Annotated in this window: 10 protein-coding genes and 4 pseudogenes; 4 read left to right on the top strand and 10 right to left on the bottom strand. The window is 49.7% G+C overall.

The features are described from left to right. Window positions 1–12 precede the first annotated feature (12 nt). Window positions 13–174: pseudogene (locus tag H6F50_RS27725) on the bottom strand (DUF4351 domain-containing protein); the annotation flags it as partial. Between the two features lie 153 nt (window positions 175–327). On the opposite strand from H6F50_RS27725, the pseudogene H6F50_RS19835 reads away from it, so the two are divergent. Then, window positions 328–759: pseudogene (locus H6F50_RS19835) on the top strand (DUF5996 family protein); the annotation flags it as partial. A gap of 151 nt (window positions 760–910) precedes the next feature. Here H6F50_RS19835 and H6F50_RS19830 read toward each other — a convergent pair. Next, window positions 911–1087 carry a hypothetical protein gene (locus tag H6F50_RS19830; RefSeq protein ID WP_190430028.1) on the bottom strand — a complete coding sequence of 59 codons (177 nt, stop codon included), beginning with the start codon at window positions 1085–1087 and terminating at the stop codon, window positions 911–913. Then, a complete protein-coding gene (locus H6F50_RS19825) occupies window positions 1056–1931 on the bottom strand; it encodes a hypothetical protein (protein ID WP_190430027.1) in 876 nt (291 codons plus the stop codon). The genes H6F50_RS19830 and H6F50_RS19825 overlap by 32 nt, the downstream gene beginning before the upstream one ends. 323 nt (window positions 1932–2254) lie before the next feature. Here H6F50_RS19825 and petE point away from each other — a divergent pair, with 323 nt between their 5' ends. Together petE and H6F50_RS19815 are read left to right on the top strand one after the other, a co-directional pair. Further along, entirely contained in the window at window positions 2255–2593 is a 339-nt protein-coding gene (gene petE, locus H6F50_RS19820) for a plastocyanin (protein ID WP_190430026.1), read from the top strand. A gap of 161 nt (window positions 2594–2754) precedes the next feature. Further along, window positions 2755–2958 (top strand): annotated as a pseudogene (locus H6F50_RS19815) (photosystem II cytochrome PsbV2); the annotation flags it as partial. Window positions 2959–3053: 95 nt separating this feature from the next. Here H6F50_RS19815 and H6F50_RS19810 read toward each other — a convergent pair. Continuing rightward, a pseudogene (locus H6F50_RS19810) lies at window positions 3054–3368 on the bottom strand (transposase); the annotation flags it as partial. A gap of 49 nt (window positions 3369–3417) precedes the next feature. On the opposite strand from H6F50_RS19810, the gene H6F50_RS19805 reads away from it, so the two are divergent. Continuing rightward, window positions 3418–3870 (top strand): DUF5996 family protein, encoded by a 453-nt coding sequence (locus tag H6F50_RS19805; RefSeq protein ID WP_199292269.1) that lies wholly within the window; start codon window positions 3418–3420, stop codon window positions 3868–3870. Between the two features lie 273 nt (window positions 3871–4143). On the opposite strand, the gene H6F50_RS19800 is transcribed toward H6F50_RS19805, so the two are convergent. The 6 genes from H6F50_RS19800 to H6F50_RS19775 all read right to left on the bottom strand — a co-directional run. Continuing rightward, entirely contained in the window at window positions 4144–6435 is a 2292-nt protein-coding gene (locus tag H6F50_RS19800) for a nitrate reductase (protein ID WP_190430025.1), read from the bottom strand. A gap of 102 nt (window positions 6436–6537) precedes the next feature. Then, on the bottom strand, window positions 6538–7383 hold the full coding sequence (locus tag H6F50_RS19795) for a nitrate ABC transporter ATP-binding protein (protein WP_190430024.1): 846 nt from the start codon (window positions 7381–7383) through the stop codon (window positions 6538–6540). Between the two features lie 79 nt (window positions 7384–7462). Then, complete coding sequence (locus tag H6F50_RS19790) at window positions 7463–9463, bottom strand: nitrate ABC transporter ATP-binding protein (RefSeq protein WP_190430023.1); 2001 nt, start codon at window positions 9461–9463, stop codon at window positions 7463–7465. A 181-nt stretch (window positions 9464–9644) separates the two neighbouring features. Beyond that, the gene (gene ntrB / locus H6F50_RS19785) at window positions 9645–10487 is read right to left on the bottom strand and encodes a nitrate ABC transporter permease (protein WP_190430022.1); all 843 of its coding nucleotides are present in this window, start codon (window positions 10485–10487) and stop codon (window positions 9645–9647) included. A 90-nt stretch (window positions 10488–10577) separates the two neighbouring features. After that, window positions 10578–11912, bottom strand: a complete 1335-nt coding sequence (locus tag H6F50_RS19780) for a CmpA/NrtA family ABC transporter substrate-binding protein (protein WP_190410260.1) — start codon at window positions 11910–11912, stop codon at window positions 10578–10580. Window positions 11913–11992: 80 nt separating this feature from the next. After that, window positions 11993–13099: ferredoxin--nitrite reductase (locus H6F50_RS19775; RefSeq protein ID WP_190430021.1), on the bottom strand; the 1107-nt coding region annotated here is incomplete at its 5' end.

Below are 13099 nucleotides of genomic sequence, written 5' to 3'. Positions count from 1 at the left end.
TGTCTATTGCTCCTAAGTTTCTAACCAAGCGCTCAAATCATTTACAGAGGAGAAATCCAACAGCGCCTCGCCCAAATATTCTTACTGGGGAATGGATAATTGCTGAATTTTAGTTTGTAGTTCGGGAGCGATCGCGCCAAACCGACGGATAAGCTGATGCATAATCAATGCTAACCTTTCTCGTTGCTGTCACTGTTAGAGGATATTTTGATAAATTACCAATCCTTGCATAATCTCCTCTCTAAACAGTTGGGTAATCAAATCTTTTTCAAAGCCTGATACTGTTTATAGTATCTACCGCCAATCCTGAGCATGGAGATTCATCTCATGACGACTTCTGCTCACCGCTCATCGAACGCTGTTTGGCTCCCTTTGTCACTCTCAGCTTGGCAAGATACCTATCAAACGCTGCATTTGTGGACACAAATTATTGGTAAAATCCCGTTAGCATTAGCCCCGAAAATCAACCATTGGTGGCACTCGACGCTGTATGTCACCACCCCTGGACTTACCACTGGTTCAATTCCTAACGGAACACGCAGCTTTCAAATCACCTTTGATTTTCTCGCTCACCAACTCAAAATCGAGACAAGCGAAGGTACAACCAAAAGTCTGGCACTTGCTCCTCGCTCGGTGGCTGATTTTTATCAGGAAGTGATGAACACCCTGAAGGATCTCGGTATCGAAGTGCAAATCTGGACAATGCCCCAAGAAATTGCCGATGCGATTCCCTTTGAGCAAGACCATCAACATCATGCTTAACCCAGTGAGCTACTAGGTAATTCCTGAAGTTGCAGCGATCGCTTTGGTATGGTGATGCGATCGCTGTAGCTCCCACAAAATTTACCATGACCACCGTTCATGGTGGAATCATACCCAGTAACCCTCTAGCGCGTCTCAGGGGTCATTCTTAGGAGAGTAGATGAGCTTTCCTGTCTGCTAGCCGTGTGAGCTGGTGAGGGCTGGTAGGGTCTGGCTGGTTATGGGGGTCTGAAGCGATCGCTTCTGTCACAATGCAGAATTTGTAGGCACTATTCACCCTAGAGCTAGGCAAATCACTGCTGCCAGCGATGGTATACTTGCTCATCTGTACCAATTAGGAAAACTTCCTGCGTTCCGTTTTGGTTCTGACCTGCTGCGATAGCTTTACCTTTAAGATCGCCAAATGGCTCCCAGTCTTTCCAACTACTATTAGGCGAAGCTTGGCAAGAGTGATACACCTGACCATGTATATCAATTAGGAAAGCTTCCTGCGTTCCGTCTCGGTTCTGACCTGCTGCGATAGCTTTACTTGGTGGACTATCAAATCGCTTCCATTCTGTCCAACCACTATTAGGCGCAACTTGCCAACGGTGATACACTTCATCATATTTACCAATTACGAAAAGTTCCTGCGTTCCGTTTTGGTTCTGACCTACTGCGATAGCGTTCGGACCCATAGCTTTCTCCTCAATGCCAAATACCTCCCTACTGCCATACTCATCAAATAGTTCCCAGGATTTCCAACCATTATTAGGCGAATCTTGCAAACAGTGAAACAGCTCACGATAGAAACCAATTAGGAAAATTTCCTGCGTTCCGTTTTGGTTCTGACCTGCTGTGATCGATTGAGCTGGAGGACCAAATCCATCCCAGTCTGACCAACCACTGTTAGGCGAAACTTGCCAACGGTGATACACCTGATGATCATCTGTACCCATTAGGAGAACTTCCTGCGTTCCGTTTTGATTTCGACCTGCTGCGATAACTTTACCTTGGCCACCAAATGGCTCCCAGTTTTTCCAACCACTGTTAGGCGAAGCTTGCAAACGGTGATACACCTGATCATCTGTACCAATTAGGAAAACTTCTTGCGCTCCGTTTTGATTTCGACCTGCTGCGATAGCTTTACCTTTACGATCAAAGTTATGCCAAGCGCTCCAATTTGTCATTTCGCTTCTTCTCTTCAATCAAGAACTTTATTGACAAATAACTTATCCCACGTTTCTGGGATTTCCGCCAGTATTTCAACTGCTTAATATTAACGCGATGTGCGACTAAAACTAGCTAGCCAGAAGTTACCTAAACTGCAAGGGTTAAGGCTATGACGGTTAAGCCAACGACAAACAGTGTGAGCTAAGAGGTCGGGTGAGACTTTCCTATTCAAAACTTAATTGCACATCGCGTAATGTTTTAATCTTCTACAGAATGTAAGCGTTAATGCTAAAATTATACGAAACAAAATTAATTGACAATTTTGGGAGGAAACGAGAGAATGAGCGGAGCATACTACACGATTAAAATGGGTACAGATTCCGGGATGCTCAGGTTTGAACCGGCTGAACTTACAATTAAGCCGGGCGACACAGTAAAGTTTGTCCATAATGGTCCCCAGGATGTTGTACCTCCCTACAATGCTGTTTTTGATCCTACGGGAGTGCCAAACGGAGATAAAGCGTTGGCTAGGGAGCTCTCTCACTACAAGATGCTCTTCGATGTAGGAGAATCTTACGAAACGACTTTCCCCCTTGACGCACCACCGGGCACTTATCCGTACTATAGTCAACCTCAACAAAAAGGAGGGATGGTTGGTAAAATTATCGTCGAGGGTTAATAGAACCGTTCTTTAGGCTGGCAATTCAATCATAATCACCCTTAAAGTTTAAAATTTCTTCTCCTCTTTGGTGATAGAAAAAGCTTGGAAGAAGCTTAGAATAGTTCTCCAAGGCTTTTTTTTATGACTGTACCTGTTAAGAAGAGGAGAATCAAGTTGAGGAAGGTGCCACTCCACCCCGCGACACCATCAACAGCATCGTGGCTTTTCTTCGACAGCCGATGACCTACGACGGGAGCGAAGAAAGCTTTTGGTGTCGTCAAGTACCGGAAAGTTGGATGCCGCGACAGGAGGTGGAAACCATAGCCGCCTTTGTTCTTAGAGCCGCACAGGTAGCACCGGGATGGGGTACAAATGATTTTTGAACTTTGTGCCGATTCAGGATGCATCTGCCAATGCCTCTGATTGATAGAAAGCAAAAATGTTACGCGATGTGCGACTAAAACTAGCTAGCCAGAAGTTACTCAAACTGCAAGGGGTCAAGGCTATGACGGTTGAGCCAACGACAAACAGTGTGAGCTAAGAGTTTGCGATTGAGCCGACTGGTCAAGTGCCACAAGTCGCGTGCCCAGACTTTTTCAATTGAGAAGCGTTCAACCAGTTGCCCAATGACCGTTTCAACCAGTCGTCGCAGCCGTTTGAGTAAGGCGAGCCAAGCGGGGTCACGAGTGTCGTGCATGTTGGAACGCAAAGCTGTTTCAAGCTCAATGCCCAACGGTTGGAGTTCGGCTTGGAGAGGGGCAGACAGGTAGCCCTTATCGCCAGCTTACAATCCAGAATCTGCTCAACGCTTCTGGCAAATTCTGGTACAAGCCAATCGCATCATGACGGTGTTTCGCTCCCACTATATTGGAAAGTGCAGTCCTGTCCATTTTTTCTGGGGCAGTTTCGATCTGGCTGTGACTCGCTTTTCGGGACGAAGGGCACCCGAACATCCAGGAGGTGTACCCAACATGGCAGATTGGGTAACGCGAGAGGCTTATTCCCATGAAGTCAGCAGTTGTGGTTTTTGGTTTGGGGGTGGTTCAACAGAAGCCTTATTTTATGCCTACGCCTACCCAACACCAAGAGGATTTAAGGATTATCCAATTCAACCACAGTCTGCATTCTATAGCCCGGAGCTGCAAGAATTTGTCCTGCCCTATGAGGCGGTGCGACAAGCAGACGATCCAGATACAGCCGTGCTGCAATTCCTACAAAGCACTTATGAGGCAGGGGCGAATTTGGGAGATTGGGAGCGAGCTGCGTTGGAAGATACTCCAGTAGTGAGAAAATAAGGCGAGTCTGCGATCGCTTCTATTCGGATATGGGATGACACTATCTCCGCTTTTTTCCGCGTCACTTCATAGAGAATTGGTATCACCAGGCGATCTAATTATTGACAAGAGGAGAAATCCGACAGCACCTCGCCCCAATCTTCTCACTGGAGAGCAGACGGACGTGATTGATAAAAAAAGGGATACGGTAATGCCGTACCCCTTCTTAAGCCTAAAAAAATTGAATTTCAAACGCCAGAATTGAGAATAAATAACCTCAACTTAGGGGCAATTTTAAACAGACAAAGCAGAGGAAAAAGCTTTGGACTGAGTGGGGTGGAGGAGATACTCAGAGTCAACTTTTTCAGCAGTCAAGGGCACCAGCTGCACCGCACAAGCTTTCAGTTCCGGTTGCAGTGATTCGGGACAAGATTCGGCATGGGTGAGGGCGTTCGCTTCGGCACCATCTGCCCAAAGAGCGCCCCAGTGCATGGGGACAAAGGTAACACCGGGAGCGATCGCCTTGGTGACTCTGGCAGGGAATCGCGCCGTGCCTCGACGGGTTCGCACTTCCACCCAATCATTCTCCTGAATCTTCAGAGAAGCCGCATCGCGGGGATGAATTTCAATGAATGGCTGCGGGTGCATCTGCCGAATTTTATCAATTCGTCCGGTACGGGTTTGGGTGTGCCAGTGTCCGTAAAGTCTGCCCGTCGTCAGAACAAAAGGATAATTGGGATCGGGCGGTTCTGCCAGCCCCCGCGAATGATAGGCTCCAAACCGCGCCCGTCCATCCGGCGTCGGAAAGCGAAAATCAGTGTAAAGCCGTTTTGAGTTTTGAGTTTTGTTAGCGTAGCGGTGCGTAGCACATTTTGAGTTTTGAGTTGAAGAGTTTAAGGGAGAACTCAAACTTGGGGTATCAAAACTACGATCGGGACAGGGCCACTGAAGCGGACCTTCTTGCGCCAGTCGTTCGTGACTGAGACCGCTCATATCGCAGACGCGATCGCGTGTCAACTTCACATATTCGGCATAGATGGAGGCTGGCGTCTCGTAGGGAAATTTTTCAGCAAAACCTAAGCGCCGTGCGACTTCTGTAAATATTTGCCAATCGGGTTTGGCTTCTCCTGGGGGAGTGCGAAATGCCTGACACAGCGTGACCACTCGCTCGGAGTTAGTCATCGTGCCAGTTTTCTCGCTCCACTGCGCCGCCGGGAGCAAAACGTGAGCAAAGGCGGCGGTTTCAGTGGGGTAGTAGGCGTCTTGATAGACCGTAAAAGGCGATCGCTGCAATGCAGCTTTCGCACGTTCCAAGTCAGGTAAACTGACAGCCGGGTTCGTAGCGGCAATCCAGAGAACGCCCACATCTCCGGTTTCCAAACCCGTAATAATGTCCCACGCCGTGCGACCCGGATAGGGCGAAATTTGTCCGGCGGGGAGTTGCCAAAACGCTTCAAGTTCCGCTCGATGTTGGGGATTTTTGACCACTCGATATCCGGGCAGAATGTGGCAAAGACCGCCGGTTTCCCGACCGCCCATCGCATTCGGTTGACCCGTCAGCGAAAACGGCCCTGCACCGGGTTTGCCAATCTGAGCCGTCATCAGGTGCAGATTCACGATCGTTCGCACCTTGGCAGTGCCTTCAGAAGACTGATTCACGCCCATCGACCACAGAGACAGCACGCGCTTCGACTGTGACCAGTATCGAGCTGCTGTTTCCAGGTCAGAGATGGAAATACCGCATCGTTCGGCGACCACTTCCGGTGGATAGTGCTGGATGACTTCTGCAAAAGCTGGAAAATTCGTCGTGCAGTCCTCTATGAAATAAGTATCAATTGCGCCCCAACGCATCAGCAGGTGAGCGATGCCATTGAGTAGATCCATATCGGTGCCTGAGCGAATCGCTAAGTGCAAATCTGCTGCCTCAGCCGTGTTCGTCCGGCGCGGATCGACCACAATCATTTTGACGTGGGAATTTTTCTTGTGGTGTTTCCGCAGGCGGTTAAAAACGATCGGGTGACAGTCGGCGGTGTTGCTACCGATGATAAAAGCACAGTCGGTTAAGTCTAAATCTTCGTAGCAGCAAGGGGGGCCATCTGAACCAAAGCTTTGCATATAACCCGCAACGGCGGAGGACATACACAAGCGCGAGTTGGAATCAAAATTATTCGTGCCCAGACACCCTTTGAGCAGTTTCTGAGCAACGTAGTAATCTTCAGTTTGCAGTTGCCCGGAGCCGTACATACACACGGCGTCCGATCCTTGAGTTGCCAGAACGTTTTGAATCTTGCTCGCGACGAGATCCAAGGCTTCCTCCCAGGTGGCGCGGCGGAAAGGTTCATCCAGGGAGTCGCGGATCATCGGATGGAGAAGGCGGTCTTTGGAAAGGGACTCGGCAACGGTAGCACCTTTGACACACACCATCCCGTGACTGGAAGGGTGCGCGCGATCGCCCTGCACTTTCCAGATGGGATTCCCTTGAGCATCCCGATGCGTTGGCTTACCGGCTTGCGCTGGAGGTGTCACCTCCAATCCACAGCCGACGCCGCAGTAAGGGCAAAGGGTTTTTGTACTGTCAGTTGTCATTCGTCAGTCGTCCGTTGCTAATTGCTAATTGCTAATTGCGATTAGCCATACTTTCATCGCTTGTTGGGTATTACCCATTGGATAATACCTAACAAGCGATGACTAATCATCATCATGAGCAAATCGGTTGAACAGGAAGTCGAGGGCGTAGTTTCGCAGGTTGTAATATTCCGGGTCTTCCATAATCCGGGCGCGATTCCGGGGGCGGGCGAAGGGAATTTTCAAAACTTCACCGATGTTTGCCGATGGCCCGTTGGTCATCATCACCAGCCGATCTGCTAGGAAGAGTGCTTCGTCGATGTCGTGGGTAATCATCAAGACAGTAACTTGATGTTCGCGCCAGATGGTCAGCAACTCCTCTTGTAATTCTTCCTTGGTGATGGCATCCAAGGCTCCGAATGGCTCATCCAGAATTAATACTTTAGGGCGAATCGAGAGCGCACGAGCGATCGCGACTCGCTGTTTCATCCCTCCAGACAGCTGAGATGGTTTTTTATCTGCTGCTTCAGTCAGCCCCACCATTGCGAGGTGATCCCGAACGATGGTGACTTTTTCTGACCGGGGTTTGCCAGGATAAACAGAATCCACTGCCAGGTAAACGTTCTCGAAGGCAGTCAGCCAGGGAAGCAAGCAATAATTCTGGAATACCATCATCCGGTCTGGGCCGGGTTCGCGGATTTTCAGGGTTTCCAGGCGCACTTCACCGTCAGTTGGCTTATTGAAACCTGACACCATGTTTAACAGGGTGGATTTGCCGCAACCAGAGTGACCGATCAGGCAGATAAATTCGCCTTCATAGACGGTGAGGTTTACCCCATCTAGAACGGTATACGGTCCGGTAGGAGTGGGATAAACCTTGGAAACGTCTTCAATGACCAAAAACGGGTCGCGGTTGACGGTTTCTTGGGTTAGTTGGGTGACGACGCCAGTGTTGTTCAAAGTGTGCATGGGGAGGTGAAGGTTGTTAATCGCTAATCGCGAATTGTTCTTGCCATAGTTCCATTAGCGAATGGCTAATGACTGATTACTAACGACTCGCAACTAAGGGGTCGATGTTAATCTCTTCGATACGAATTGGACGCTTAATTTCCAAGCTATTGAGGTACTTAATGGGATCGTCGGGATTGAAAATGGTGCCATCAAACATTTGCATGGGTGCGCGATCGCGTCCGATATCCATTAAGCCGAGTTCCCGCGCCGCTTCCCTAAATACATCGATGCGCCGCACTCGTTCTTGAATTTCCAGCCAGTTTTTGGGGAATGGAACAATTCCCCACCGTGCTAGCTGAGTCATCACCCACAGTCCTTCCTCCGGTTCTGGGAAGTTCGCTTTATCGACGAAGAACTGGTTATAGCGCAACATCTGTTCGGGTGCTGCGCCCGTCCCGCGAACGTAGGGATCGATAAAGCCGGGACGGGTGTATTCTGGGGCGGAGCCGATGTATTGCGGCTGACACAGTAAGTTGACAATTTCTTCCCGATTGCGTCGGTCATCGCAGTATTCGCAAGCTTCCAAAAGCGCTTTGATTAAAGCGATATGAGTTTGCGGGTACTTATTTGCCCATTCTTCTTGGCATCCGAGTACCTTCTCCGGATGTCCCGCCCACAACTCCATATCGGTCGCAATCACAAAACCGAGTTTTTCATGAACGGCGCGAGAGTTCCAAGGTTCGCCGACACAGTAGCCATCAATACTTCCAGATTTCAGATTGGCAACCATCTGGGCAGGTGGAATCACCGTCAAACTGACATCTCGATCGGGATCGATGCCGCCACTTGCCAACCAGTAGCGCAGCATCATGTTGTGCATGGAGGCAGGATGCACCACTCCGAGTGTATGGATTTTGTCGGGAGTTTGCGCGATCGCTTCCTTGAAATCTGCCAAGGTGCGAACGCCGCGATCGTACAAATCCTTACTGAAGGTAATCGCATTGCCATTGCGCGATAAAGTCATCGCCGTACACACAGGCAGTGGCGGGCCATCGGCTCCCAAGGTCATTGCCATCGGCATTCCGGCAACCATCTGGGCAGCGTCTAGGCGTCCCGTCGCCACCCCTTGCGCGATCGCTTTCCAACTGGGTTCGCGATTCAGCGTCACATCTTCTAACCCGTGCTTGGCGAAGAAACCTTTTTCCTTTGCCACCACCAAAGGGGCGCAGTCAGTTAGGGGAATAAAGCCAATTTCCAGATTGACTTTCTCCAACCCATTCCGGGCAACCACCGCCGGTTGCGTTGCTTTGCGCTGCTTGGCTTTTTTCTGCTGGTTGAGGAAGTAAATCATCTCATTCCGCAAACCGTAGTAGCTGGGATGATTGACAACCTCCATGCGCTTGCGCGGGCGAGGGATGGAGACTTCCAGAATTTGCCCGATATGGGCATCTGGGCCGTTAGTCAGCATCACAATTCGGTCAGACAGTAGCAGCGCTTCGTCCACATCGTGGGTCACCATGATTGCGGTGACTTTGCTTTCCTGACAGATTTGCATCAGCTTTTCTTGCAAGCCGCCCCGTGTCAAGGCGTCTAGTGCGCCGAACGGTTCATCGAGTAGCAGCAACTTAGGACGAAGGGCGAGGGCACGCGCGATCGCTACCCGCTGTCTCATTCCCCCCGATAGCTGACCGGGTCGTTTATCCGCAGCGTGCCGCAATCCCACCAAATCGATGTGATGCTCCACAATCCCCTTGCGCTCACCTCTGGGCCGGTCCTGTAATACTTCATCTACCCCCAGAGCGATGTTTTCCCGCACGGTGAGCCAGGGAAGCAGCGAATAATTTTGGAACACGACCATTCGGTCTGGTCCCGGCGAAGTCACCTGTCGCCCTTCTAAAATCACACCCCCACTCGTCGGTCTATCTAGACCAGCCACCATATTTAGTAGGGTTGATTTGCCGCATCCAGAATGTCCAATTAAAGAAACAAATTCACCTTGTTTGATTTTCAGGTCAATATTCTTGAGTGCCACATAAGTACCGCCATTGGCAAGCGAGTACACCCGGTCAACATGGTCAATTTCGACAAAGACAGACATAGTAATAGGGCTGAGGTATGAGGACTGAGGACTAAGTGAGGACTGAGGTATGAGGGCTGAGGACTGAGAGAAGGAACTAAAAGAGGAGTCAGGGATAAGGATTGAGGATGAGTTGAGAAGTTAAGGGCGAAGAGTTTACTTAATACTTCCTACTCAGCCCTCAGTCCTGAGTCTTCAGTCCTTACTTCTGTTCCTCTGGTACAACTTTGGAGGCGACGAAGCCTACTATCCTATCTAGCAGCAAACCAACAACACCGACATACACAAGTGCGAGAATAATTTGGCTCAGTAAAGAGTTGTTGTAAGCGTCCCAGATGAAGAAACCAATTCCCACACCGCCTACCAACATTTCAGCCGCAACAATTGCTAACCAAGACAAACCAATGCCAATTCTCAGTCCAGTAAAGATATAAGGAACCGCTGCGGGAAAGAGAATCTTAAAGAAATACTTCTGCTTAGAAAGCCGCAACACTCTGGCAACGTTTCGGTAATCTTGAGGAATCTGCTGCACTCCCACCGTGGTGTTAATAATAATGGGCCATATCGACGTGATAAAAATTACGAAAATAGCTGAAGGATTGCTTTGTTGAAATGCTGCCAGAGAAATCGGTAGCCATGCCAGAGGGGGAATGGTACGCAGAACCTGAAAGAGGGGGTCTAAAGCACGGTAAGTAAACTGATTGGTGCCAATCAAAATCCCCAACCCAATTCCAACTAAGGTAGACAAAGAGAAGCCAATCGCTACCCGCTGTAAACTGGCGAAAATTTGCAACGCCAAGCCTTTATCCGTACCGCCATTATCAAAAAATGGATTAATAATATAGGGGTTCCAAGTTTCTCTTAGTACTTGGATTGGCCCTGGCAAACCTTTAGAACCCGGAGGGCAGAGGATTTGCCAAAGGATCATAAAAGCTGCAAGTGCTAGCAGCGGTGGCACAATGTGTTTAAGTTTCTTCTGAAAGAAGGTTCCGATTAGCTTCTGGGAATTATTACTTGAAAGGCGATTCTCAGTTCTAGCAGTCATTCTCGCTCCTAATTGTTAATCATATTGATTCGTCATTGGCTAGCAAACAGCGAATAGCCGATTCCTCTGGAACTATTCGCTATTCGCGATTTATGCCTTCTTAATCTTGAGACTCTTCAAGTATTCCTCTGGCTTTTCGGGGTCAAATTTGACGCCATCAAAGAACGTTTCAACACCGCGAGAACTGCTAGTCGGAATTTCTGAAGCAGGAACTCCTAGTGCTTTGGCTGCCTCTTTCCAGAGGTCTTCCCGGTTCACTTTGTCAACAAGTTCTTTAATGTTGGTGTCAGCAGGAATATTCCCCCAACGGATGTTTTCAGTTAGGAACCAGGTGTCGTGACTCTTGTAGGGATAAGAAGCGTTATCGGACCAGAACTTCATCAGTAGCGGACTATTCTGCACGACCGGGCGACCATCGCCGTAGTCAATGTTGCCTTTGGAGCGTTCGATAATATCTTTGGCTGGGACTTTAAACCATTTTGCTTGGGAGACAATTTGGCACATCTCTTCTTTGTTTTCTGCCTTGTCGCACCACTGCTGGGCTTCTTGGATTGCCATTAGCAGCGCTTTGGCAGAATTGGGATTTTTATCTACCCAATCAGCCCGCATCGCAAAAGCTTTTTCGGGATGGTCTTTCCACAGTTCTCCCGTTACCAAGGCGGTGTAACCCTGCCCTTGGTTCACCAGCTGGGCGTTCCACGGTTCGCCTACACAGAAGGCTTCCATGTTGCCCGTTTTCATATTCGCCACCATCTGAGGCGGTGGTACGGGGACTGTAGAAATATCCTTGTTTGGATCGATGCCGCCTGCGGCTAACCAGTAGCGCATCCAGAGGTCGTGGGTGCCACCAGGATAGGTAATGGCTGCCTTGAAGTCATTTTTGCCCCCAGCTTTGGCAAAGGCTTCTTTAAGTCCTTTGCTGTCTAAGCCGACTTTGGATTCTTTGTAAGTATTGGCAACAGAAATTGCTTGACCATTGGTATTCAACCGCGCCAGGATGTACATCGGCACTGGCTGCTTGTTCTTGGTTTGTCCCAAGCTCATAAAGTAAGGCATGGGGGATAAAATATGCGCCCCATCAATGCCACCGGCGTTACCGGCTGTGCCTAGCTCCAAGTTATCGCGGGTGACGGGCCAGGAAGCTTGCTTGACAACCTCAACCTCTGTCATGCCGTATTTGGCAAACAACCCTTTTTCCTGGGCTACAACTAGGGGCGCGGAATCCGTTAGAGCAATAAATCCTAGCTTGGCGGTGGTTGTTTCTACTTTCGGCGCGTTGGCTGCCGTGCTGGTGGCAACGGGGGAGGATTTTGAAGCGGACTTGGCGCTATCGGTCGGGCCGGAACTACAGCCATGAGCTAGCAAGCTTCCGGCTGTGGCTGCGCCTGCTGTAATGATAAATTGCCGTCTAGAAACTCTGCTCATATTTCTCTTGGAAGTGGTAACTCGGTGGTACGTAGTCGGGAATTAGTGGTAGGGAGTCGCTAAAAGCTTCTTTGCAACTCCTAGAAGCGAGGAGTCGCCCCAAACTGTTCGATCAATAAATTCCGCAATACAGGTTTGAGGTCTTCGCAGGGAATGCTTTTCTGGACGCAGGTACCCAAATGGGCTTCTTTACCAACTGTGCCTCCCATGTAAAGATCGACACCTTCTAAGGTTTTGCCGTTTTTGCGAACTTTTGTCCCCATCAAACCGATGTCGGCTACTTGAGGCTGACCGCAGGAGTTGGGGCAACCAGTCCAGTGAATCCGCACGGGTTTAGTTAGAGATAATTCTGCTCCCAGTTCTTCAATCGTTGCCAGGGCACGGTTTTTAGTTTCAATTAAGGCAAAGTTGCAGAACTGCGATCCGGTGCAGGAGACTAGCGATCGCGCTAAGGGAGCGGGATTGATGGAGAATCGTTCTAGCAGGGGTTCGGCTAAGCAGGCGTCTAAGCGCGAGTCGGGAATATTCGGGATGATGACATTTTGCTCAACGGTGAACCGCATTTCGCCGTTGCCGTAAACTTCAGCCATCCGAGCCAGGTCAAACATATCCTGGGCATAGAGACGCCCCACGGGAACGTGTAAGCCGACGTAGTTTAAGCCGGGTTGCTTTTGGGGGTACACGCCGATGTGGTCGCGCTTTTCCCAGTCAATTTCGTCTTTTTCGGCGGCTGGTTGGAGAGGCTTCTCTAGATATTCTTCTACCAAGGCTCGGAATTGGCCTAACCCCAATTCATCAATCAGCCACATCAGCCGTGCCTTGTGCCGATTCGATCGGGGACCGCGATCGCGAAAAACTTCTAAAACGGCTCGGCATACTTCGACAACATCATCAGGATGCACCCAAGCATTCAGGGGAATGGCAGCATCGCACCGCTTGGCAGAGAACAAACCACCGACGAGGACATTAAACCCAAAGACGCCCTCTTTGTAGGCGGGGACGAAAGCAAGGTCGTTGATTTCAGCGTGAACCGAGTTGTCGCGACAACCCGCGATCGCAATATTGAATTTCCGGGGCAGATTGCTGAAAGCTTTGTTGCCTTCCCCATGATTCGTAATCATGTCCTGGACTTGCTGCACCAGACTTCGCGTATCAAACAATTCATCCGCATCAATCCCCGCAACTGG

It is taken from the genome of Coleofasciculus sp. FACHB-712, from assembly GCF_014695635.1.
Lineage (GTDB): Bacteria > Cyanobacteriota > Cyanobacteriia > Cyanobacteriales > FACHB-T130 > FACHB-T130.
The sequence above is the reverse complement of the archived record's forward strand: the minus strand, read 5'-3'. Positions and strand labels throughout refer to the sequence as shown.